Genomic DNA, 23,185 nt, shown 5'->3' on the forward strand with positions numbered 1-23,185 from the left:
AAGGGCAGGCGCCGGGGCAGTTGGCGCCGCAGGTGCCGGGGTCGGGGCCGGTGGTGCCGCAGCCGGGTCCTCGCTCCCGTTGCCCTCCGCCCGCGCCTCCACACCCACCCCCGCACCCACCTCCGCCCGCGCCTCCGCACCCACCCCCGCCCGTACCGCACGAACCTCCGCACGCACCGCCGCCGACACCCCCGGACCACGCGGGAGTTCACGCGAAAGCTCTACCTCCGGAGGATCCGAGGGCTCCTCCGGCCGGTTCCTCGCCCGGGCCGCCCTCGTCACCGTCGCCCTCTCGATCGCCGGAGCCCTGCTGGGCCTCGGCCGGGACCAGGCGCTCGCGCATCTCTTCGGGGCGGGCTCGGACACGGACGCGTTCCTCGTCGCCTGGACGGTGCCGGAGTTCGCGGCGACGCTGCTGATCGAGGACGGGCTGGCCTTCGTGCTGATCCCGGCGTTCAGCGTGGCCGTGACCCGGCGTGCCCGGGGAGCGGCCGGTGACCCCGTGCGCGCGCTGGTCGCCGCGACCCTGCCCCGGCTGGCGCTGGCCTGCGCCGCCGTCGGCGCGCTGCTGATCGCGGGGGCGCCGTACCTGGTCGAGGCGCTCGCGCCCGGGCTGCCCGACCCCCGGCTCGCGGTGGACTGCACCCGGCTGACCGCGACCTGCGTGTTCTCCTTCGGTCTCGCCGGCTACTGCAGCGCGGCCCTGCGGGCGCACCGGCGCTTCGTGGCACCGGCGGCGATCTACATGGCGTACAACGCGGGGATCATCGCGGTGATGTTCGTCCTCGGCGCGCGCTGGGGCGTTCGGTCGGCGGCCCTCGGCGTCGCGGTCGGCGGGGCGCTCATGGTGGTGGCGCAGGCCCCCTCGCTGTGGCGGCAGCTACGGCGCGGGCCGTCGGCGGCCGGGTCCCCTGAGGGCGAGCCGGCCCGACCGATGGATCTGACCCTCGTCTCCACGGTCCTGCTCTTCGCGCTGTGCCGGCAGTCGCAGGTCCTGGTCGAACGTTTCCTGGCCTCCTCGCTGCCGGCCGGGGCCATCTCGCATCTGAACTACGCCCAGAAGGTGGCGCAGATGCCGATGGTCCTCTCGCTGATGCTCTGCACGGTCACCTTCCCGGTGGTCGCGCAGGCGATCGCCGAGGGCGACACCGAGCGGGCCCGCGACCGGGTGGAGCGCGATCTGACGCTGGTGGCCTGCACGGTCCTGCTCGGCACGGCGGCGGTCGTGGCCTGCGCCCCGCAGATCGTCCAACTACTCTTCCAGCGCGGCGCGTTCACGGCCCAGGACACGGCGGCGACAGCGGCCGTCATGCGGGTGTACGCCCTCGGGCTGCTCGGCCACACCCTGGTCGGCGCGCTCGTGCGCTCGTACTTCTCCTCGAACCGGCCGACCTGGTACCCGCTGTTCGCGATGACCGCCGGGATCGTCGCGACCGTCGGCGCCGGGGTCGTGGCCGTCGGCCGCTGGGGGGTCTGCGGGATCGCCGCCGCCAACGCGGCCGGCATCACCCTCACCGCCGTGCTGCTGCTGTACGGCATGGGACCGCGCAGTGTCCCGATCCGCACCCGCAAGGTGGTGGCCGAGATCGGCAAGCCGCTGCGGGCCGCCCTGACCGCGGCGGTGACCGGCGGTCTGTGCGCGAGCGGCGTGGACTCCCCGCTGCTCGGACTCGTCGTCGGCGGCACGGTCGTGACCGTCGTCTTCGCCCTGCTGGCCTGGGCCTTCCGGGTCGAGGGGTTCGCCTCCGCACTCCGTTCCGTCACACGAAGGGTTCCGCATGCCCGTTTCCGCTGACAGCAGCAGGCGTACCGGTACGAGTTCCCTCGACGCGCCGCCCTGGGTGGCGATGTACCACTCGGTCGGGGACTGCTCCGACGATCCGTACCGGATCACGGTCTCCCCGGAGCGGCTCGACCAGCAGCTGGCCTGGCTGCGACGGCGGGGTCTGCGCGGGGTGTGCGTGCGGGACCTGCTCGCGGCCCGCGCCCGCGGCCAGGGGCAGGACCTGGTGGGCCTGACCTTCGACGACGGGTACGCGGACTTCGTCGAGGCCGCGCTGCCGCTGCTGCAGCGTCATGGCTGCGGCGCCACCCTCTTCGTCCTGCCGGGCCGGCTCGGCGGCGACAACGCCTGGGACCCGATGGGCCCCCGCAAGCCGCTGCTGGACAAGCAGGGCATCCGGCTCGCCGCCGCCTGCGAGGGCATGGAGGTCGGCTCGCACGGGCTCACCCACGTCGATCTGACGCAGGCCGACGACAGCGTGCTCCGTTCCGAGATCGCGGGGAGCAGAGCGGCGCTCTCTGAGGTGATCGGTGCTCACGTCGACGGCTTCTGCTATCCGTACGGGACCCTCGACCGCCGGGTCGTCGACGCCGTCCGCGACGCCGGGTACGGCTACGGCTGCGCGATCGATCCCGGTCAGCTGACCGGCCCGTACGCCCTGCCCCGCGTCCACATCGGCGAGAACGACACCGCGCTGCGCCTGTTGCTGAAGCACAAGCTGCACCGGCTGCGCCGGCGCCCGGTCGGGGCGGCCCGGTGAGGGCGCTGCACATCATCACCGGCCTCGGCGTCGGCGGCGCCGAGCAGCAGCTGCGGCTGCTGCTGCGCCACCTGCCGGTCCGCTGCGACGTCGTGACGCTCACCGACCCGGGGCCGGTCGCCGCGGGGCTCGCCGCCGACGGGGTCCGCGTGGTCCACCTCGGCATGTCGGGCAACCGCGACCTCACCGCGCTGCCCCGCCTGGTGCGGGTGATCCGCGCGGGCCGCTACGACCTCGTGCACACCCACCTCTACCGGGCCTGCCTGTACGGACGGCTCGCCGCCCGGCTGGCCGGGGTGAGGGCGGTGGTGGCCACCGAACACTCGCTGGGCGACTCGCAGATGGAGGGGCGCCGGCTCGGTCCCGGGGTACGGGCCCTGTATCTGGCCGGTGAGCGGCTCGGCCGCTCCACGGTCGCCGTCTCCCCCACCGTCGCCGACCGGCTGCGCCGCTGGGGTGTGCCCGGGCCTCGCATCGCCGTCGTGCCGAACGGCGTCGACATCGCCCGGTTCCGCTTCGACCCGGGCCTGCGCGAACTCACCCGCCGCCGGCTCGGCCTCCCGGCGGACGCCTATGTCGTCGGCGGCGTCGGCCGGCTCGCGCCGGGCAAGCGGTTCGACGTCCTGATCCGCGCGCTGGCCGGGCTGCCGGGCGACTGCCGGCTGCTGCTGGTCGGCGGCGGGATGGAGGAGACGGCACTGCGGCGCGCGGCGCACGACGCCGGGGTCGCGGACCGGATCCTGTTCACCGGCGAACGCCCCGCCGCCGGTTCCCCCGGCGCGGATCTGCCGTCGCTGATGGCGGCCATGGACGTCCTCGCCTCGCCCAGCCCCGAGGAGGCGTTCGGGCTGGCCGTCGTGGAGGCGCTGGCGGCCGGACTGCCGGTGCTGTACGCCTCCTGCCCCGCCGTCGAGGACCTGCCGCCCGGGGCCGAGCACGGCGCTGTCCGGGTGGAGGGCGGCGTGGACGCCTTCGCCCGCGCGCTGGCCGGCGTCCGGGCCCGGGGTCCCGCCCCCCGCTCGGCCCCCGAGGCGGCCCACCACTACTGCATCACCCGCAGCGCCGCACAGCTCATGGACGTGTACGCGGCCGCGGTCTCGCGCACCTGACTGGAGTGAGTTCCCCATGTCCGAAAACCTCAGCAAGGGCCGCCGGTCCTCGGGTTCGGCCCTTTCCCGGGCGCGGACCATGCCCCCGTGGGCGCTGCTCGGTGCCACGGCCGTCCTCGGCGGCGTGCTCGGCGGCGCGTACGGCGTGGTGAAGCCCCCGGCCTACACGGCCACCAGCTATGTCATCGCCGTGCCGACGGACAAGGGCGATCCCTCGGCCGCGCTCGGCTTCGCCCAGGCCTACGGCCGGGTCGCCACCCAGCTCGCGGTGCTCGGGGACGCCCAGGTGTGGGCCGGGGTACCGGTGAAGACACTGCAGTCGAGCGTGCGGACGGCCACCTCCCCGGACGCCCCGATGGTCGCCGTCTCGGCCACCTCCACCCGGGCCGACCGGGCCGCCGACATGGCCAACGCGGTCACCCGTTCGCTGACCCAGCACGCCAACGAGAGCAAGGCGAGCACCCACGTCGAACTCCTCTCCTTCTCCCGGGCGCTGAAGCCCACCTCGGCGTCCTCGCCCTCCCCGGCGGTGACGGGGCTGGTCGGCGCGAGCGCGGGCGGGCTGCTCGGTGCCCTCTCGCTGCTGGTCCGGCCCCGGCGGTCCGCCGACCCGGCCCTCACCGCCTCGGTGCCGAGCCCGGCCACGGCCGCCGATGTGCACGGCCAGCGGTGAGCGCGACGCTCCAGACCCGGGTACGCACCGGCACTCCGCGCGCCGAACTCGTCACCGACGAGCGGGAGTTCGCCGATCTGGCGGAACCCTGGGGGCGCCTGTACCGGCGGTGCGCCACCGCCACCGCGTTCCAGAGCCACACCTGGCTGCACTCCTGGTGGCAGTCGTACGGGACGCCGGGACGGCTGCGTCTGGTGGTCGTGCGCGAGGGCGGTGAACTGCTCGCGGTCGCGCCGTTGATGCGGGCCCGGCACCGGCTGCCGACGCTCGTACCGCTCGGCGGCCCGATCTCCGACTACGCGGACGTGCTCCTCGACGACGAGCACGCCGACCGCGCGGCGGCGGCCCTCGCCGAGGGGCTGGCGGCCGCGGCCCGCACCGCGCTGATCGACTTCCGCGAGGTCCGTCCGGGCGGCGCGGTGGAACGGGTCTACGAGCACTGGCGCGGGCCGCGCCGCCGGGTCGGGGACTCGCTGTGCCTGGAACTGCCGGCCGCCTCGATGGAGGAGCTGGTCGGCCGGCTCCCCTCGTCCAAGGCCCAGCGCGTCCGGGCCAAGCTGCGCAAGCTCACCGCGCTCGGGGTCGAACGCCGGGTGGTGGGCCACGACGAGGTGGACGCGGCGCTCGGCCGACTGCTCGAACTGCACCGGCTGCAGTGGGAGGGCCGGAAGGTGACGTCCGAGCACCTCCACGAACGGTTCTCGGAGCACCTGGTCCGTTCGGTGGGCCCGATGGTGCGGTCCGGGGACGCGGTGGTCACCGAGTTCCGGCTCGACGGGACCGTGCTGGCGGTGGACCTCACCCTGCTGTCACGGCGGCTGGCGGGCGGCTATCTGTACGGGGCCCATCCGCGGCTGCGCGAGCTGAAGGCGGACGTGGCGGTGATACTGCTCGACGCGTGCTCCCGGCACACCGAGGGCGGTGAGCGCGGGACGCTGAGCCTGCTGCGCGGCGACGAACCGTACAAGCACCACTGGCGCCCGGACCCGGTCGTCAACCGGCGACTGCTCCTGGCCCGCCGGCGTACGGCGCCGCTGATGTCGGCGGTCGTCTGCGACGTCGCCGCGCGCCGGCGGGGCAAGGAGCTGCTGCGGAGCTGGAGGGAACGCGGTGGCGGCAGGCCCTGACCGACCCGCCGCCACCCGGGGGTCACCAGTCCCTCGGCCACCAGTCGCCGGACCACCACGTCTCGGGCGACCAGGTGTCGGGCACGCACACCTTCCCGCCGAACCAGGACTCCACCCAGTCGCCCAGGTCGACGGGGGTGCAGCCGACCGGGTCCGGCGCCGCCGTCTGCGGCGCGGGCTCGGGCGTCTCGGTCTTGACCGGCGTCTGCACCGGCTCGGACACGGGCGTCTTCACGGGGGTCGGCACCGGCTCGGGCCTGTCGACCGGCTTGGGCTTGTCGACCGGCTTGGGCGTCGGCGTCGGCGTGGAGAGCGGCTCCGGGGCCTCGGACTTCACCGGCGTCGGCACCGGCTCGGGCTTGTCGACCGGCTTCGGCGTCTCGACCGGCTTGGGTGTCTCGACCGGCTTGGGCGTCTCGACCGGCTCCGGGACCGGCGTGGGCGTCGGAGTCGGCGTGGTGACCGGTTCGGGCGTCTCGGTCTTCACCGGCGTCGGCACCGGTTCGGGGGTCGAGGCCGGTTCCGTGGCCGGGGCCGGCTCGGGTGCCGGGGGCGGCTCGGTGGCGGGCGTCGGCTCGGGTGCCGGAGCGGTGGGCGCCGGATCGGTGATGTGGGACAGCGCGGCCCGGTAGGCCTGGGCCGCCAGCGGGTTGTCCTGGCACTGCCAGACGCCGTGCGGGCAGTAGTCGGTGAGCGTGTTGTACAGCGGCTTGTGCTCGTTCATCCAGGCGAGCATGTCCCGCATGTACGTCGGGTTGTCGCCGTTGCGGTACAGGCCCCACTCCGGATAGGAGATCGACTTGCCGTGGGCCTTCGCGAAGTCCACCTGCTCCTGGAGCCCGTACGGCTCCTTCACCTGCTCCTCGAACGACAGCCCCGAGGGCTGGTCGTACGCGTCCATGCCGATGATGTCGACCGTGTCGTCCCCCGGATAGCACTCGGTCCAGGGAACGGCGTCCCGGCCGCGGCTCGGGGCGAAGTCGAACCGGAACCGCTGGCCCGGCACCGACCGCATGGCGGTGACGATCCTGTTCCAGTACGCCTTCCAGGCCTCGGGGTCGGGGCCGCAGCGGTGGGTGTAGGTGATCCCGTTCATCTCCCACCCGAGCACGATGACGGTGTCGGGCACCTTCAGCTCGACGAGGTGTTCGGCCAGCGCGCGGAAGTGCTGGTCGAAGGCCCCGGTCCCGGCCTCCCGCAGCAGGTTGCGGACCTGCGCGTCCGAGAGTCCCTCCTCGTTGCGCTCCATCATCGGGACGTTGAGGACGAGCATCCGGTCGGCCTGGCGGCGGCGCCAGTCCGCCCAGGCGTCCAGGAATCCCGGTGCGCCCTCGATGTTGCTCCAGCGGTCGCCGGGCAGGTACGTGTGACCGACCCGCAGTTCGGTACCGCCCAGCCACCGGCTGAGCTGATCGATCCGGGCGATGCCCTCGGGGCCGTAGTCGAGGTAGGCGCCGAAGGCCGGCGGAACGGCGGTGCCCCGGCCGACGGGCGGGGCGGACTCCACACCCCCGGCTCCGGGCGCCGCCGGTGCGGCGGCCGGCGCGCCCGGCTGCGCGGTGGGCGGCGCGGTGGGCACGGGCGCCGGCTTCCCGGCCGGTCGCGCGGCCGTGGTCCCGAAGCCGCCCGTGGTCCCGGCACCACCGGCGCCCGGAACACCGCCCGTGGCCCGGGCACCACCTGCGGCCGAGGCACCACCCGCGGTGCGACCACCACCGGCCCCGGTGCCGGCATCGGCTCGGGCGCCGCTCGTGGCCCGGACCGTGCCGGTGGCCGAGGAGCTCGGGGGCCGTTTCGCCGCCGTGGGTGTCGGAGGCTGCGGGTCGCCTGCCGTCCGCACCGCCCCGGCGCCCACGGCGTACACCGGTCCGGACGCGAGGGCGACCGACGTGACGATGCCGGCCGCGATGAACGCCAGCCTTCCGCTCCGGGGCCGCTGCTGCTGTGGGGCCATGCCTGCTCCTCTCCATCTCGATCATCGGATGTTCCGCTCCGATGACTGACACCCAGTCACATGAAGCCCGGGTCGGCCAACCGAGCTTCCGCCCTCCCGTTCTGATGATCACTCGCACGGGTGACACCCCCGGTCGCCCCGCCCGTCCCGATCCGAAGGAGAACCCCGTGCCACGACTCGACGACCGGGTCCCCGCCGTTCTGCTGCGCGTCGACCGGAACCCCTTCCACCACGGAACGCTGGGAGCCGTGCGCTCACTCGGCCGGGCCGGTGTGGAGGTGCACCTGGTCGCCGACTCCACGGGAAGTCCCGTCCGCGGCTCGCGTTTCGTGAGCGCGACGCACCCTCCGCCGCCGCCCGGCGCGCCCCTCGCGGACATCGCCGCGGTGTTGCGCCAAGTGGCCGCCCGGGTTTCCCGGCCCGCCGTACTGGTCCCGTTGGATGACGTCAGCGCCCTCGCGGTGAGCGCGCTCGGCGAGGAACTGGCCCCCGGATTCCTGCTGCCACGTCAGCCCCGCGCTCTCCTCGAACGCGTCGCCGACAAGGCCGAACTCGCCGCCGTCTGCGCGAGCGTGGGCGTTCCGCACCCGGTGACCCTGATGCCGGGGAGCCCCGCACAGGCGGCCGCCGCGGCCTGGCAACTGGGGCTGCCGCTGATGGCCAAGTGGAGCCGGCCCTGGCTGATCCCGGCCGGCCGGGGGCTGCGCAGCACGGTGGTGGTCCGCTCCGCCCGGGAGGCCGAGTCCCTGTACCGGCGCACCGCGGAGGCGGGCAGCCAACTGCTGCTCCAGACCCGTCTGCCGCCGGGGCCCGACCGCGACTGGTTCGTCCACGGTTACGTCGACCGGGCCGGAGTGACGCGGGGCGGCGGTGCGGGGCGCAAGCACCAGGCATGGCCGCGGGGCGCGGGCCTGACCACGGCGGGCCGCTGGACCCCGGACCCGGGACTGACGGAGCTCGTCGAGCGGCTGACCCGGGCGCTCGGCTACCGGGGCATCTTCGACCTGGACTTCCGCAGGGACGACACGACGGGCCGCTTCCACCTCCTCGACTTCAACCCGCGTCCCGGCGCCCAGTTCCGGCTGTTCGAGGACGGGGCGGGCCTCGACGTCGTCCGCGCCCTGCATCTGGACCTGACCCACCGTCCGCTGCCCGAGCCGGTTCCGCTTCCGGGACGCGCGTTCGTGGTGGAGAACTACGCGCCGTTCCGGGCCCTGCGCGGACGTGGCCGGGAGCGCGAACTGGCCTGGCACGCGGCGGACGACCGCGCGCCCGGACGGGAACTGTGGGGTCTGTGGGCCCGCCATGTGTCCCTGTCCTTGGCGCGACGCGCCGGCCGGCTCCTGCACGCGACCCTCGTCTCGGCGAGGACGAACGCGATAGCCGACGACACCCCTACGGCGGATACGGACAGCCGGTGGTCCGGCCCGGTGTCCGCCGGGCCGGGAGCCGGGGACCGCCTCCGCGCCGGTCCGCGCGTCCCCGGAGCCCCCGTGTCCACCCCGGCCGCGGGCCTCCCCGCCCGTACCCGTGCCGACGACGAGAGAGCGAGCAGCCGCTGATGTACGACCTCCTGGTGGTGGGAGCGGGTCCCTACGGCCTGTCCATCGCCTCCCACGCGGCGGCGGCCGGCCTCGACCTGCGCGTCCTCGGCCGTCCGATGGCCTCCTGGCGCGACCACATGCCCCCGGGGATGTTCCTGAAGTCGGAGCCGTGGGCGTCCAGCCTCTCCGACCCCGGGGGCCGTCTGCGTCTGGAGACGTACTGCGCGGGCCTCGGCGTCGGGGCCCGGCACGGCGAACCGGTCCCGGTCCCGGTGTTCGCCTCGTACGGACTGTGGTTCGCCCGCTGTGCCGTGCCGGGCGTCGACGAACGCATGGCCGTGCGGCTGGGGGCGTGCGCGGGGGGATTCGAGGCGGTGCTCGACGACGGCGAGGTGCTGCGCGCCCGGACGGTCGCCCTGGCCGTCGGCGTGATGCCCTTCGTCGAGATGCCGGACGTGCTGGGCGGGCTGGGTCCCGAGCGGGTGTCGCACAGCAGCCGTCACGGCGACCTCGGCCGCTTCCGGGGCCGGGACGTCACGGTGGTCGGCGGTGGTCAGGCCGCGCTGGAGACGGCGGCCCTGCTCGCCGAACAGGGCACCAGGACACGGGTCCTGGCCCGCGCGGAGCGGCTGTCCTGGAACGACCTGCCGCCCGCCTGGGAACGGCCGTGGTGGCGGTCGGCCCGCGCTCCGCACACCGGTCTCGGCTGCGGCTGGCGCAACTGGTTCTACGCCGAGCGCCCCGGTGCCTTCCGCGCGCTCCCGGAGGCCACCCGACTGCGGATCACTGCGGGCGCGCTGGGTCCGGCGGGTGCGTGGTGGGTGCGCGACCGCGTGGAAGGAACCGTCGAGGTGATGACGGGGACCACGGTCACCTCGGCCCGGCGATCGGGCGCCGGGGTGCGGCTGGAGACGGTGGACCGGGACGGCGGGACGGTCCGTCTGGAGACGGACCACGTCATCGCGGCCACGGGGTTCAGGGCCCGGCGCGAGCGGCTCGGGCTGCTGGACGACGAGGTGCGTGCGCAGTTGGCGGCGCTGCCGGACGGTTCCCCGTGGACCGGGCGGGACTTCGAGTCGTCGGTGCCGGGCCTGTTCCTGGCGGGCCTGGTCACCGCCTCCGCGTTCGGCCCGGCCATGCGGTTCGTGCACGGCGCCGGTTTCACGGCGGGCACGCTGGTGCGCGGGGTGCGACGGCGGCTGCGGGCGGGTCCGGCCGACGGCCGGATCCCGGCGCCCGCGGACGCCCGCCGACGGGACTCCGGCCTCGGACTCGGCACCGGGCCCTGACCCGGGCGGAGCACCGGTTGGACCCGACCGGGGCCTGACCCGGGCGGAGCACCGGTCGCACCCGCTCGGAGCCGAGCCCGGACGCACCCGGTCGAGGCCGGGCCCGGACGGACACGGACCGGGCCGAGGGTCGAACGGGTGAACAGGCGAACGGCCGGCCCGGGGCCCGGCCGGCGCGAGGCCGGGCGGTCCGGGTCGGCCGTGGTGCCGCGCGAGCGGCGGGCCGGCTCCGGGTGCCGGGCGTGGGGACGCCGACGGCACCCGGAGCGGGTGTCACGGACGGGACGCGGCCCGGCTCCGCCGGTAGAGCAGGGTGCCGCCCGCGAGCAGGACGGCGCTGATCGCGGCGTTGGCGATCATTCCCTCGCTGCCGGTCTCCGCCAGGGACGGCGGGGTGTGCACGGTGGGCGGGGCCGGAGGCTGCTCGTGGACCTTCGGCGGGGTGTGCACGACGGGGGTGTGCGGGGTGTGCGACTTCGGCGGCTGCGGGACCGTCCGCGGGGGTGTCCGCGGAGGGGTGGCCGGCGGAGTGCAGTGGTGGTGCGGGGCCGGGTGCGCCTGCGGCGCGTGGTGGTGGCCGCACTGGTTGCCGAACACGGGGTTCAGCAGACCGACCACGTCCAGGGTGTTGCCGCAGGCCTCGACCGGGACGTCCACCGGGACACCGGCCTGGTCGCCGGACAGGACACCCGGGGAGCCCTGCGTCCGGCCGACCGCCGAGGAGCCGCTCCAGCCGCCGTGGTGGCCGCGCGCGTCGTCGTGCCGCGCGCCCGCGTGACCGGGGTGGGTGTGCCGGGAGTCGTCGCCGTAGCCGCCGTGCTCGTCGCCGTAGCCGGAGGGGCCGTGGCCCCGGTGCTCACCGCCGTAGCCGCCGTGCTCGTCGCCGTACCCGCCCTGACCGCCACCGCGGTGACCGCCGCCGTGCCGGCCGCCGTGCTCGGCGCCGTAGCCGCCCCGGCCGCCGTGCTCACCGCCGTAGCCGCCCTGGCCGCCGTGCTCGGTGCCGTGGCCGCCGTGACCGCGACCGTGGTCGGGGCCCTGCCCCGGGTGGTGCGCGGATCCGGGACCCTGCTGGCCGGGGTGGTGGGCGGAGCCGGGTCCGTGCTGGACCGGGTGGTGCGCGGAGCCGGGACCCTGCTGGGCGGGGTGGTGCGGCGCCGCGTGCCGGCCCTGCGAAACCGGGCCGTTGGCACAGGAGTTGCCGAACGCCGGGTTGAGGGCGGCGACGACGTCGACCGTGTTGCCGCAGACGTTCAGCGGCACGTTCACCGGAACCTGGACGTTGTTTCCCGACGCCACGCCGGGCGAGTCCGAAGCGGTCGAGGTCGCGTTCGAGTCCGCGAAGGCCGGACTGGCGTACAGGGACATGATGCCTGTCGCAGCCGCGGCCAGGACCACTCCCCTACTCAGGTTCTGTCGCACTCTTGTCTGTCTTCCTGCTGGGAGAAGTGAGGAGCCGGCCCTGGGGTCCGCGAGGCGGTCCAAGGCCGGCCTTGGCACAGCCGGAGGCGGCTGAGGTGCCGGAACGTCAGTGGTTGGCGCAGCCGTTGCCGATCGCCGGGTTCAGCAGGGCGATCACGTTGACCGTGTTGCCGCACACGTTGACGGGGATGTGGATCGGGACCTGGATCACGTTGCCCGACAGGACACCGGGGGAGTTGGCGGCGACGCCCTCGGCACCCGAGTCCGCGAAGGCCGGGGCGGCCATGCCCAGAGCCATGATCGCGCCGACGACGACGGAAGTGCTCTTCCTGAGCTTCACGTGCTTTCCCTTCTCTGCGGTCATGCCCGTTTGTCGGCCGAGACCGAGCGAGCGCGACTTGGACGGCTCGCATCATGACCTGCGCGCTGTAAACGAGGGACGGGCCGCCGAAGAAACTGCGAAACGTACGCCCATTGGGAATTCACTCGAATCGCCCTGCCGGGAATCCGCACGGAAGCTCCACAACAGGAGAAACGCTCCTTCCGAAGAAGAAGCGTTTCACCCTGAACAGGAACGTCAACACGACAGAAATTGAATTCATATATACGACGGGAACGAGCTCCGGGGCCCGGACCGCACGCGTGGGGACGACGTGCGACCGGGCCCCGGGCGGGGATCAGCTGCCGACCGAACCGTTGCCCGACAGGACCGGGATGTTGTCCAGGATGTGCGAGGCCGGCTCGTCACCCTTGGCCTGGGTGGAGTTCTCGGCGCACTGCTGGTTCTGCGGGGCCGACAGGATCGGCACGTCCTGCGCACCGATCTGCGCCAGCAGACCGATCACGTTCTGGGCGTTGACCTTGGCCGGAAGTCCGACGCACAGCTTGTTCAGCGAACCCTGGACGGCCGAGAGCTGGGGGCTCATGTCGCCCTTCGTGACGGCGTTGCCGTACGCCTGCTTGGCACCGTTCCCGTTCACCGTGGTGACGCCGTGGTCGTTGCCGATGGCCAGCGCCTGCGGGGCGGCCGCCGCCGAGACACCGGCGACGGAAGCCGCGACCGCTGCCACGGCCATTGCCTTCTTGAACATTTCTCCGGGTTCCTTTTCTGCCTGTGACGCATATTCCTGCCGCCACTTCAACCGGGACCGCCAGGATAGGTTGCGTGGGATCACTCGATCGGGCTGCCCCGTCCTCCCGAATTAACGGAACCTCTGGCCCGAGGATTTGGCCGTCTCGCGTTTAAATGGGCCATTGGGGTGAATCGCAGCAACCATGCGGGCCGGGGTCAGTTGTCCAGGTCGCTCCGGTGGACGGGGTTACTCCAGAAGGGATCAGCAAGTGATCAAGAAGATTATGGCTGCTGCGGCGATCGCCGCTTCCGTCGTCGGAGCCAGTGCTGCCGCCGCGCCCCAGGCGCTGGCCATCGGCAACGACGACGGCGTCACCACGGTGAACGGCAACGCCGCCTCGCAGATCTACGGCAACCAGGCCACCTACGGCAACATGAGCCCGCAGATGGCGCTCATCCAGGGCTCGCTGAACAAGCCCTGCATCGGCCTGCCGGCCAAGATCAACGCGCAGAACGTGCTCGGCGCCGCGCAGATCGGCCTCCAGGACGTGCCGATCCTCTCCGCGCCGCAGAACCAGCAGTGCACCGAGAACTCCACCCAGGCCAAGGGCGACGAGCCGCTCTCGCACATCCTGGACAACATCCCGGTCCTCTCGGGCAACGGCGCGACCACACCATCCGCAGCACTGTTGAACAAGACGCGGCTCCGCTCGGAGTCCGCTCTCCGAAAGGGCACAACGAACATGAAGAAGCTCTGGGCGACCGCGGTCATCGCCGCCTCCCTCGCCGGTGTCTCCGCCGCCACCGCGCCGTCGGCGCTGGCCATCGGCAACGACGACGGTGTCACCACCGTCAACGGCAACGGAGCCGTCCAGAAGTACGGCAACCAGGCCACGTTCGGCGACATGAGCCCCCAGCTCTCGCTGGTCCAGGGCTCGCTGAACAAGCCCTGCATCGGTCTGCCGGCCAAGCTCAACGTCCAGAACATCGCCGGTCTGGCGCAGGTCGGCCTCCAGGACGTCCCGGTCCTGTCCGCCCCGCAGAACCAGCAGTGCACCGAGAACTCCACCCAGGCCAAGGGCGACGAGCCGCTCTCGCACATCCTGGACAACATCCCGGTCCTCTCGGGCAACGGCGGTCCGGCGGCGGGCGGACGGGAATTGTCAGACAGGCCCTAGCGCGGGCAGTCCTCGGCGCAGGGGTCGAGGTCACGGGCCTGGCCGATCGCGGTGGCGAGCGCGGAGACGTCCTCGTCCTCGGTCACGTTCGCCAGGGTCCGGGCCCGCGAGGTGAGTTCGTCCAGCGAGGGGACCCCGGGCAGCGGGCGCCGGCGGGCGTCGCCGGAGCGCAGGGTGTCGGCGAAGTAGGCGGCCACCGCGGTGACCTGGAAGGAGTACGCCGAGGTCCACACCCCCTCGCGCAGGTCTCCGGTCTCCAGGCCCTGGGACTCCTCGTGCGGGGCGCGCGAGGACGGGTCGAGCCAGCGGACGGTCGCGGTGGCCAGATGACCCGAGGCGCCGGGGCGGGTGCGGACGGCGTAGAGGGCGGTGACCGTGTGGCCGGGGCCGACCTCGCCGCCGTCCACCCGGTCGTCGCGGAAGTCCTCGTCGGCGACCTTCCGGTCGTCGTAGCCGATCAGCCGGAACTGTTCGACCGTCTCGGGGTCGAAGGCGACCTGTGCCTTGGCGTCGCGCGCGGTGAGGTCGATGTTCTGCGGGAGCTGGTCGCAGAAGACGGTGAGGGCGTCGTCGCGCCCGGCGACGTACGTCGTGTGGCCGTCGCCCTTGTCGGCGAGGCGCTCCATGAGGGCGTCGCCGTAGTCGCTGCCGACACCCACGCCGAACAGGGTGATGCCGTGCCGGCGGCGGGCGGAGGAGATCCGTTCGAGGATGGTGTCCGCGTCCGTGTCACCGGTGTTGGCGAGGCCGTCGGAGATGAGCACGACCCGGTTGGTGGCCCCCTCGCGCAGCCCGTGGACGGCGGTCGCGTACCCGGTGCGCACACCCGCGCCGAGGTTGGTCGAGTCGGTCGGCTCCAGGCTCGCCACCGCCCGGTGGACACGGGCCCGGTGGCCGCCGAGCCGGGTCATGGGCAGGACGGTCTCGGCCTCGTCGCTGAAGGTGACCAGGGCGACCGAGTCGTCGTCGCGCAGCCGGTCGGTCATCGTGTCGAGGGACTCCCGGGCCAGGTCGAGGCGGCCGGGCTCGGCCATGGAACCGGAGATGTCGATGACGAAGGTGAGGGCGGCGGGCGGGCGTTCGCGCTCGCTGTCGGCGGGCCGGGTGGCGAGGCCGACCCGGACGAGGGACCAGCGTCCGTCGTCCGTGCGGGCTCCGTCGACGGACACCGAGAAGCCGTTGCCGTCGGGGCGCGGGTAGTCCTGGCGGAAGCTGTTGACGAACTCCTCGGGGCGGACCGTCGAGGGATCGGGGAGACGACCGCCCGCGAGGGTGCGGCGGGCGTACCCGTACGAGGCGGTGTCGACGTCGAGGGCGAAGGTGGAGAGGTAGTCGGCCGACGGCGTGGCCTCGGGCGCGTCCGACTGTTCGCCCTGCTCGTCGCCCCGGGCCGTGCCACCCGTCGGCTGCCGGGGGGCCGGCAGCGGGAGGTTGCGGCCGCCGGACTTGTCCGAGTCCTGGGAGGAGTTGCTGCCGTCCCCGGCTCCGCATCCGGTGAGCAGCACCGCGCCGGCCACGGTGAGCGCGAGCAGCGAGGCGCCGAGTCCCCGGCGCCTCGCCGTCCGCGCGCCGCAGCCCGCCCGGACCACCGTCCGCTTGTGGTTCTTCCCCATCGCTACCCCCCTCGGCGTACGGCCCTCCGGTGGGCCGCCCTGTGTGACTGTGACGCCCGAGGGGGCCGGGACGTGCGCTCGGACGGGTTGCGGAAGGATTGCGAAGCGGCCACGACGACGGCTCGCCGAGACCGGTGGGTGATCTTCCGGAGACCTGGGCGGGAGCGGTGCGGACCGGTCCGGGATCCGCACCGGTCCGCACGGCATCCCCTACGACACGATGTCCTTGCGCCGGAAGCCGCGGAAGGCCAGGGCGAACAGGACGAGCGCGTACGTCACCGAGATCGCGGCGCCCTGGATCATCCCGCCCCATTCCGGGGTCGGCTGGATGGCGTCGGCCCAGGCGAACTGCCAGTGCGCGGGCAGGAAGTCGCGCCAGTGGCCCAGCGCGGTGACCGCGTCCAGGACGTTGCCGACGATGGTCAGGCCGACCGCGCCGCCGACCGCGCCGAGCGGCGCGTCCGTCTTCGTCGACAGCCAGAACGCGAGCCCCGCGGTGACCAGTTGGGACACGAAGATGTACGCGATCACGGCGAGCAGCCGCTGGGCCGCGGTCGCGGCGGGGAGCGCGCCGCCGGTGGGGATCTCCAGGGGGCCCCAGCCGTAGGCGGCGGTGCCGACGGCGAGTGCGACGACCGGCAGCAGGACCATGGCCGCGAGGCTGAGCCCGAGCGCGACGGTGAGCTTGGACCACAGCAGCCGGGCCCGGGGCACGGGCGCGGCCAGCAGATAGCGCAGCGAGGACCAGCTCGCCTCGGAGGCCACGGTGTCGCCGCAGAACAGCGCGACCGGGATCACCAGCAGGAAGCCCGCCGACACGAACAGGTTCACCGCGGCGAAGTTGGCGCCGGACGCGGTGGCCGTGTCCATGAGGGTGATGCGGTCGTTGCGTCCGCCGGGCTGTCCGCCGATCGCGAAGGCGACGAGCAGGACGAACGGCAGGGCCGCGAGGACCGCCCCCATCACCAGGGTGCGGCGGCGCTTCAGCTGGCGGACGAGCTCGACGCGCAGCGGCAGGGTGCGGCGCGCCCGGTACCCGTCGGCCGTCTCGGTCCGCTCCAGGAGCGTGCTCATGCGGAGCCTCCGATCAGGGTGAGGAACGCGTCTTCCAGCCGGCGGTGGGGCCCGACGGACGCCACCGGTACTTCGAGGCGTACGAGTTCCACCACCAGGCGTTGGGCACTGCCGCCGGGGTCGAGGCGGACCAGCAGTCCGTCCTCGGTGGCGACGGCCGAGAGGACGCCGGGCAGGGCGCCGACCTTCTCCACGGCCGGCGCCTCGACGGGAGCCCCGGTGCCGACGAGCAGGGTGTCGCCGGAGCCGATGATCTCGGACACCGGTCCGGCCTGGACGAGCCGGCCGCGGTCCATGACCACGAGATGGGTGCAGGTCTGCTCGACCTCGGCGAGGAGATGGCTGGAGACGATGACCGTGCGGCCGGCGGCGGCGTAGCGGATCATCACCTCGCGCATCTCGCGGATCTGCGGCGGGTCGAGTCCGTTGGTCGGTTCGTCCAGGATCAGCAGGTCCGGGAGGCCGAGCATGGCCTGGGCGATGGCGAGGCGCTGGCGCATGCCCTGGGAGTAGGTGCGCACCGCGCGGGCCAGGGCGTCGCCGAGTCCGGCGATCTCCAGGGCCTCCTCCATGTGGGCGTCCTCGGCGGGACGGCCGGTGGCCTGCCAGTACAGCTCGAGGTTCTCGCGGCCGGACAGGTGCGGCAGGAAGCCGGCGCCCTCGACGAACGCTCCGACGCGGGAGAGGACGGGCGCGCCGGGGCGGATGGCGTGCCCGAAGACGTGGATCTCGCCGTCGTCGGGCTTGATGAGGCCCATGAGCATGCGCAGGGTGGTGGTCTTGCCCGCGCCGTTCGGTCCGAGCAGTCCGAGGACCTGGCCCTTCTCCACGCGGAACGACAGGTCCCGTACCGCGTACCGGTCGGCGGACTTCGCGTAGCGCTTGGCGAGGCCGGTGATCTGGAGGGGGACCTCGGCGAGCGCGGGGTCGGGCGCCGGGGCGGCGGTGCGGCGGCGGCCGGTCGCGAGCAGGGCCAGGGCGGCGAGCGCTCCGGCGAGCGGGAGCCACCACACCCAGGAGGGCAGCGGCGCGGCGGCGGTCTTCACCGCGGGTGCCGTGGGCACCTGGAGGGCGCTCTTGAGAGACACGGTGTACGTGGCCGGGGCCGTCGGGGAGGCGTAGCCGAGGTCGGTCGAGGAGAGGACCAGGCGCAGCCGGTGTCCCTTCTGGACGGCGTGGTCGACCGCGGGCAGGGTGAGGGTCACGTCCCGGCCGTTCTTCGCGCCCTGGACGCGGAGGGGGGTGACCAGCTGCGAGGGCAGCACCTGCTGGGTGCCGCCGGGGCCGACGTCGTAGACCTTCGCGAAGAGGACGGCGTCGTCGGTGGTGGAGCGGACGTGCACGGTGACGGTCGGCGAGCCGGTGATCCGCAGGTCGTCCCGCAGGGGCGCGGACTCGAAGCGGGCGAACTGGCCGGGGAAGTCCAGGGAGATCCCGACGCCGAGGCTGGAGAGCTGGGAGAGGCCGCCGGAGCCGCCGAGTCCGGGCAGGGCCGAGACGGAGGGCGGGCTGGCGCCGGCCGGGTTGTCGAAGCGCTGCTCGCGGCCGGTCAGTGCGACGGCGTGCCGGCCGCTGTCCAGACCGGGGTAGGTGTCCGAGCTCGCGCCGCGCAGCAGGGCGGCGCCGTCGGTGGAGTCGACGCCTCCGGTGCGGGTGACGCGGAAGGCGGGCCCGGTGGCGGTGTCCTTGTCGTCCTTCAGATAGCGGTCGAACCAGGAGACGACCCGGGAGGTGACACGGTCGCCCTCCAGGTCGCCGCCGTCGTGTCCGCCCGCGATCCAGTCGACGTCGACGGGGGCGCCGTTGGCCTTGATCGCCTTGGCCATGGCGTCGGCCTGGCCGAGGGTGAACAGGGAGTCGGACTGGCCCTGGGTGATGAGCGTGGGCACCTTGATGCGGTCGCCGACGGCGGAGGGGCTGCGTTCCTGGAGCAGTTTCACCGCCGCCGCGTCGGGCCTGCCGGACTCGGCGACCCGGTCGTACATCGCGCACAGCTCGGGTTCGAAGGCCGCGCAGCCGCCGCCGGAGTTGAGGAAGATGCCCGCCCAGAGCTTCTTGAACACGCCGTTGGGGAAGAGGGCGTCGGCGAGGTTCCAGTAGGTGATCGAGGGGGCGATGGCGTCGACGCGGGGGTCGTTCGCGGCGGCCAGCAGGGAGATCGCCCCGCCGTAGGAGGCGCCGGCGACGCCCACGCGGGGGTCGCCGCCCTTGTCGAGCCGGACCTCGGGGCGCCGGGCGAGCCAGTCGACGAGCCGGGAGACGTCGGCGACCTCGGCCTTCGGGTCGTTCAGCCCGATCTTTCCGGTGGACCGGCCGAAGCCGCGGGCGGACCAGGTCAGCACCGCGTACCCGTCGCGTGCGAGCCGCTCGGCCTCGCCGCGGACGTCGGCCTTGCTGCCGCCGAAGCCGTGCGCGAGGAGGACCGCGGGGCGGCGCCGCGAGGCGGGGCCCGTGGTGAAGTACGAGGTGTCGAGCCGCACTCCGCCGTCCATCGTCATGACCTGGTCGGCGCGGTGCACGGCGGGCGGGTCGTCGGAGGCGACGGCCGTCCAGGTGCCGGCTCCGGCGAGCACCACGAGGGCCGCGGCGGCGGCCGTCCATCTCCCGCGGGCCCGTGGTGTCGCGCCGGCGGCGGATTGCCCCCGGCGCGGCCCGCGCGGCCGGGGCAGTCGAAGATCCATGGCTCAACGGTACGGGCGCCCGCCGGCGGCGGGGACAGCCACCGGTCTGAAACGGCACCCCTCCCGGGGAAGTACGGGAGGGGTGCCGTGTACAGCGTCCGTGGTACGAACGGGCCATGGAGCTGCGCCGCGCCGCCACCGTCCTGGAACTGACCGCCGCCGAGTACCTCTTCGACGGTCCCGTGCGTCCCGAGTGGGCCCGGCGGTTCCTGGAGGCCGGGGGTCATCACCTTTTCCTGGCCTACATGGGCGAGGTACCGGTCGGATTCGTGAGCGGTGTCGAGACGGTCCACCCGGACAAGGGCACCGAGATGTTCCTGTACGAGCTGGGGGTGGCGGAGCCGTTCCGGCGGCGGGGCGTCGGACGGGCGCTGGTCCGCGAACTCGCGGCGCTGGCCAGGCAGCGCGGCTGCCACGGGATGTGGGTGGGGGTGGACGCGGGAAACGACGTCGCCCTTGCCACGTACCGCGGCGCGGGTGGCAAGGACGACGGGAGGTGCGCGGTGGTGACGTGGGAGTTCGGCCCGGGCTCCGCGGAGGGCGGCGGCTGAACCGGCCGGGCGTGATCCCGGGGGTTCGGCCCGGTGGGAGGGTCCCGGCCGGGCGGGCCGCCGCGGTTACGCCTGCGCGTCCTCGGGGATCGACACCAGCCAGCGGGTGTCGCGGCGCGGGCGCAGGTAGAAGGCCCAGTACAGGGTGGCGACGGCGGTGATGCCGCCGGTCCACAGCAGGTACTGCGTCTCCTGCTGGGTGAGGACGTAGGCGAGGACGACGATCAGCAGGATCGGCATCGCGGGCCAGAGCGGCATCCGCCAGGCGGGGGTGTGGCGGTGCTGTCCGCGCCGGGCGAGCAGGGCGGCGACGGCGACGAGCAGGTACATCGCGGTCACCGACACGCCGGTCACGCCGTACAGGGTGTCGAGGTTGACGAAGCACAGGGCCGCGCCGGGGACGCCCACCAGGAGGGTGGCGACCCAGGGGGAGCCGAAGCGGCCGAGCCGGGACAGACCGTTGTTGACGGGCTCGGGCCAGGCCTTGTCACGGGCCGAGGCGAACAGGACGCGCGAGTTCTGGATGACCATGACGATGCCCGCGTTGATGATCGCGAGGGCGACGCAGAGGCTGACGAAGGTGCCGACGGCCGAGTTGGACCAGGCGGTGACCATGCCGCTGATGTCGCCGCTGGTCAGCTGCTGGATGTCCGAGGCGCCCATGGTGATGGCGACGACCGGGACCAGGATGACGACCGTGGAGATGGCGAGGGTGGCCAGCACCGTGCGGGCGACGTTGCGCCGCGGGTTCTCCAGCTCCTCGGAGAGGTAGACCGCGGTCGAGAAGCCCTGGGTGGCGAAGAGGGCGATGGCGAGCCCGGAGATGACGAGCATGGCCGTGACGGCGTCGGTGTGGCCGCCGGTCCCGGCGACCTGCATCGAGGTGAGGCTGCCGAGTCCGCGGTGGCTGTGGGTGAAGCCGAGCAGGGCCACCACGCCGGCGGCGACGACCTCCAGGACCAGGAAGATGCCGGTGATCCAGGCGTTGGCGCGCAGGTCGAGCAGGCCCGCGAGGGTGGCGAGCAGCATCACGCCGGCGCCGGTCATCGCCGGGTCGAGGTGGACCACGGGGGCGAGGTAGTCGGCGGTGCCGATGGCGATCACCGGCGGGACGATCATGACCACCAGCAGGGACATCACGAAGACGAGCCAGCCCGCGAGCCGTCCGGCCATCGTCGAGACCATGGCGTACTCGCCGCCCGCGCTGGGGATGAGGGTGCCCAGCTCCGAGTAGCAGAACGCCACGGCGATACAGAGGAGCGAGCCGATCGCGATGGTCAGCGCGGTCGCCGTGCCGAGCGAGGAGAAGAGGTCCGGTATGACCACGAACAGGGTGGACGCCGGTGTCACGCACGAGAGGGTGAGCAGGGTGCCGCCGACGACACCGATGGAACGCTTGAGCGTCTTTGGGTTCCCGGTCTCCGTGGGGGCGGCGTCCAGGACGGCGGTCTCTACGGGGCGGAGCGTGTCGGTCATCAAGCGGTTCCGATCGACTCGTGCGTCAGGTGGTTCGGGCGGGAGCGATATCGCCTCCGGCGGATCGCGTCGTACTTCGTTCTCGTCCGCTCCCGGGCCGATGGAACCTTGACGGAAACCGTTGCGTCAATAGCCGTTTACCTACGGAATCCGCAAGAGCGGAGCGACGCACATCACATTGGTTTCCCAGGCGTATAAGTCACTCTGTTGCAATCGTCAGGATGAAGTGTGTATCGACCTTGCTTTCAAAGGGCAGTCTTGCAACTGGCCTGCGTCACCCGGTTGATCCCTCTGAACGGGAATCGTTGTGAGGGCATCAAAAAAACGTCAAGCCGTCCGCTATGCGGACGGCTTGACGGGGTGGTTCCGGAGGGCCTCAGTGGTTGCGCGGGAAGCCCAGGTCGACGCCTGCGGGCGCGTCGGAGGGGTCCGGCCAGCGGGTGGTGACGACCTTGCCGCGGGTGTAGAAGTGCGTGCCGTCGTTGCCGTAGATGTGGTGGTCCCCGAAGAGGGAGTCCTTCCAGCCGCCGAAGGAGTGGTAGCCGACGGGCACCGGGATCGGCACGTTCACGCCGACCATGCCCGCCTCGATCTCCAGCTGGAAGCGGCGGGCGGCGCCGCCGTCCCGGGTGAAGATCGCGGTGCCGTTGCCGAAGGGGGACGCGTTGATCAGCGCCACGCCCTCCTCGTAGGTGTCCACGCGCAGCACGCACAGCACCGGGCCGAAGATCTCGTCCTTGTAGGCGTCGGCCGTCACCGGCACCCGGTCCAGGAGCGAGAGGCCGATCCAGTGCCCGTCCTCGTAGCCGTCGACCGTGTAGCCCGTGCCGTCGAGGACGACCTCGCAGCCCTGGTCGGCGGCGCCCTTCACGTAGGAGGCCACCTTGTCGCGGTGCACGGCCGTGATGAGCGGGCCCATCTCGGAGGCCGGGTCGTCGCCGGGACCGATCTTGATCTTCTCGGCACGCTCACGGATCTTGGCCACCAGTTCGTCGCCGACGGAGCCGACCGCCACGACGGCGGAGATCGCCATGCACCGCTCGCCGGCCGAGCCGTACGCGGCCGAGACGGCGGCGTCGGCCGCGGCGTCCAGGTCGGCGTCCGGCAGCACCAGCATGTGGTTCTTGGCGCCGCCGAGCGCCTGGACCCGCTTGTGGTTCGCGGAGGCGGTGGTGTGGATGTACCGGGCGATCGGCGTCGAGCCCACGAAGGACACCGCGGCGACGTCCGGGTGCTCCAGGAGTCGGTCGACGGCCACCTTGTCACCGTGCACGACGTTGAAGACACCGTCGGGCAGTCCGGCCTCGGCCAGCAGCTCGGCGAGCTTCATGGCGGCGGACGGGTCCTTCTCCGAGGGCTTGAGGACGAAGGTGTTGCCGCACGCGATGGCGATCGGGAACATCCACATCGGGACCATCGCCGGGAAGTTGAACGGGGTGATGCCCGCGACGACGCCCAGCGGCTGGCGGATCGAGGACACGTCGACGCGGGAGGCGACCTCGGTCGACAGCTCCCCCTTGAGCTGCGTCGTGATCCCGCAGGCCAGCTCGACGATCTCCAGACCACGGGCGACCTCGCCGAGCGCGTCGGAGTGCACCTTGCCGTGCTCGGCGGTGATCAGGGCGGCGATGTCGTCGCGGTGGGCGTCGAGCAGGGCGCGGAACTTGAAGAGGATCGTGGTCCTGCGGGCCAGCGAGGACTGGCCCCAGGTCGCGTAGGCGTCCTTCGCCGCGGCGACGGCGGCGTCGACCTCGTCGACGGTCGCGAACGCGACGCGCGTGGTCACGGCGCCGGTCGCCGGGTCGGTGACCGGCCCGTACGTACCCGACGCACCCTCGACGGACTTGCCACCGATCCAGTGGTCGACGGTCTTCGTCAT

17 protein-coding genes and 2 pseudogenes are annotated in these 23,185 nt (G+C 73.2%); 10 read left to right on the forward strand and 9 right to left on the reverse strand.

What is annotated here, in order from left to right; genetic code table 11:
• The first annotated feature begins 79 nt into the window (after window positions 1-79).
• Genes murJ through IO36_RS11360 form a run of 5 tightly spaced genes read left to right on the forward strand, consistent with a single transcriptional unit; the run spans window position 80 to window position 5,452 of the window.
• Complete coding sequence (gene murJ, locus IO36_RS11340) at window positions 80-1,795, forward strand: murein biosynthesis integral membrane protein MurJ (protein ID WP_037618938.1); 1,716 nt, start codon at window positions 80-82, stop codon at window positions 1,793-1,795.
• Window positions 1,779-2,543 carry a polysaccharide deacetylase family protein gene (locus tag IO36_RS11345; protein ID WP_245173215.1) on the forward strand — a complete coding sequence of 255 codons (765 nt, stop codon included), beginning with the start codon at window positions 1,779-1,781 and terminating at the stop codon, window positions 2,541-2,543. The genes murJ and IO36_RS11345 overlap by 17 nt, the downstream gene beginning before the upstream one ends.
• Entirely contained in the window at window positions 2,540-3,652 is a 1,113-nt protein-coding gene (locus tag IO36_RS11350; RefSeq protein ID WP_037618943.1) for a glycosyltransferase, read from the forward strand. The genes IO36_RS11345 and IO36_RS11350 overlap by 4 nt, the downstream gene beginning before the upstream one ends.
• Before the next feature lie 16 nt (window positions 3,653-3,668).
• Entirely contained in the window at window positions 3,669-4,325 is a 657-nt protein-coding gene (locus IO36_RS11355; protein ID WP_037618944.1) for a YveK family protein, read from the forward strand.
• On the forward strand, window positions 4,322-5,452 hold the full coding sequence (locus tag IO36_RS11360) for a GNAT family N-acetyltransferase (RefSeq protein WP_037618946.1): 1,131 nt from the start codon (window positions 4,322-4,324) through the stop codon (window positions 5,450-5,452). The genes IO36_RS11355 and IO36_RS11360 overlap by 4 nt, the downstream gene beginning before the upstream one ends.
• Before the next feature lie 487 nt (window positions 5,453-5,939).
• Here IO36_RS11360 and IO36_RS49130 read toward each other — a convergent pair.
• Window positions 5,940-7,031 (reverse strand): annotated as a pseudogene (locus IO36_RS49130) (glycoside hydrolase family 26 protein); the annotation flags it as partial.
• Between the two features lie 542 nt (window positions 7,032-7,573).
• Between IO36_RS49130 and IO36_RS11370 the strand changes: the two are divergent.
• Complete coding sequence (locus IO36_RS11370; protein WP_037618948.1) at window positions 7,574-8,968, forward strand: carboxylate--amine ligase; 1,395 nt, start codon at window positions 7,574-7,576, stop codon at window positions 8,966-8,968.
• Complete coding sequence (locus tag IO36_RS11375; protein WP_051900312.1) at window positions 8,968-10,239, forward strand: FAD-dependent oxidoreductase; 1,272 nt, start codon at window positions 8,968-8,970, stop codon at window positions 10,237-10,239. The genes IO36_RS11370 and IO36_RS11375 overlap by 1 nt, the downstream gene beginning before the upstream one ends.
• A gap of 273 nt (window positions 10,240-10,512) precedes the next feature.
• Here IO36_RS11375 and IO36_RS43015 read toward each other — a convergent pair whose 3' ends face one another.
• The 3 genes from IO36_RS43015 to IO36_RS11390 form a co-directional block, all read right to left on the reverse strand.
• Entirely contained in the window at window positions 10,513-11,661 is a 1,149-nt protein-coding gene (locus IO36_RS43015; RefSeq protein ID WP_245173217.1) for a chaplin, read from the reverse strand.
• Between the two features lie 106 nt (window positions 11,662-11,767).
• A complete protein-coding gene (locus IO36_RS11385; RefSeq protein WP_037618949.1) occupies window positions 11,768-12,025 on the reverse strand; it encodes a chaplin in 258 nt (85 codons plus the stop codon).
• A gap of 313 nt (window positions 12,026-12,338) precedes the next feature.
• The gene (locus IO36_RS11390; protein ID WP_037618951.1) at window positions 12,339-12,752 is read right to left on the reverse strand and encodes a rodlin; all 414 of its coding nucleotides are present in this window, start codon (window positions 12,750-12,752) and stop codon (window positions 12,339-12,341) included.
• A 250-nt stretch (window positions 12,753-13,002) separates the two neighbouring features.
• Between IO36_RS11390 and IO36_RS11395 the strand changes: the two are divergent.
• Together IO36_RS11395 and IO36_RS11400 are read left to right on the forward strand one after the other, a co-directional pair.
• Window positions 13,003-13,401, forward strand: a pseudogene (locus IO36_RS11395) (rodlin); the annotation flags it as partial.
• A gap of 75 nt (window positions 13,402-13,476) precedes the next feature.
• On the forward strand, window positions 13,477-13,911 hold the full coding sequence (locus IO36_RS11400) for a rodlin (protein WP_037619437.1): 435 nt from the start codon (window positions 13,477-13,479) through the stop codon (window positions 13,909-13,911).
• On the opposite strand, the gene IO36_RS11405 is transcribed toward IO36_RS11400, so the two are convergent.
• The 3 genes from IO36_RS11405 to IO36_RS11415 form a co-directional block, all read right to left on the reverse strand.
• Window positions 13,908-15,524, reverse strand: a complete 1,617-nt coding sequence (locus IO36_RS11405; protein ID WP_051900315.1) for a vWA domain-containing protein — start codon at window positions 15,522-15,524, stop codon at window positions 13,908-13,910. The genes IO36_RS11400 and IO36_RS11405 overlap by 4 nt on opposite strands.
• Window positions 15,525-15,734: 210 nt before the next feature.
• Window positions 15,735-16,598, reverse strand: coding sequence for an ABC transporter permease (locus IO36_RS11410; protein WP_037618952.1), 864 nt, complete (start codon window positions 16,596-16,598; stop codon window positions 15,735-15,737).
• The gene (locus IO36_RS11415) at window positions 16,595-19,279 is read right to left on the reverse strand and encodes an alpha/beta fold hydrolase (protein ID WP_037618953.1); all 2,685 of its coding nucleotides are present in this window, start codon (window positions 19,277-19,279) and stop codon (window positions 16,595-16,597) included. The genes IO36_RS11410 and IO36_RS11415 overlap by 4 nt, the downstream gene beginning before the upstream one ends.
• Window positions 19,280-19,395: 116 nt before the next feature.
• On the opposite strand from IO36_RS11415, the gene IO36_RS11420 reads away from it, so the two are divergent.
• The gene (locus IO36_RS11420) at window positions 19,396-19,830 is read left to right on the forward strand and encodes a GNAT family N-acetyltransferase (protein WP_037618955.1); all 435 of its coding nucleotides are present in this window, start codon (window positions 19,396-19,398) and stop codon (window positions 19,828-19,830) included.
• A 66-nt stretch (window positions 19,831-19,896) separates the two neighbouring features.
• Here IO36_RS11420 and IO36_RS11425 read toward each other — a convergent pair whose 3' ends face one another.
• Together IO36_RS11425 and mmsA are read right to left on the reverse strand one after the other, a co-directional pair.
• On the reverse strand, window positions 19,897-21,306 hold the full coding sequence (locus IO36_RS11425) for an APC family permease (RefSeq protein ID WP_037618957.1): 1,410 nt from the start codon (window positions 21,304-21,306) through the stop codon (window positions 19,897-19,899).
• 376 nt (window positions 21,307-21,682) lie between these two features.
• Window positions 21,683-23,185 (reverse strand): CoA-acylating methylmalonate-semialdehyde dehydrogenase, encoded by a 1,503-nt coding sequence (mmsA, locus tag IO36_RS11430; protein WP_037618959.1) that lies wholly within the window; start codon window positions 23,183-23,185, stop codon window positions 21,683-21,685.

Origin of the sequence: Streptomyces aureus, assembly GCF_000725495.1 — a bacterium.
GTDB classification, from domain to species: Bacteria; Actinomycetota; Actinomycetes; order Streptomycetales; family Streptomycetaceae; genus Streptomyces; species Streptomyces aureus_B.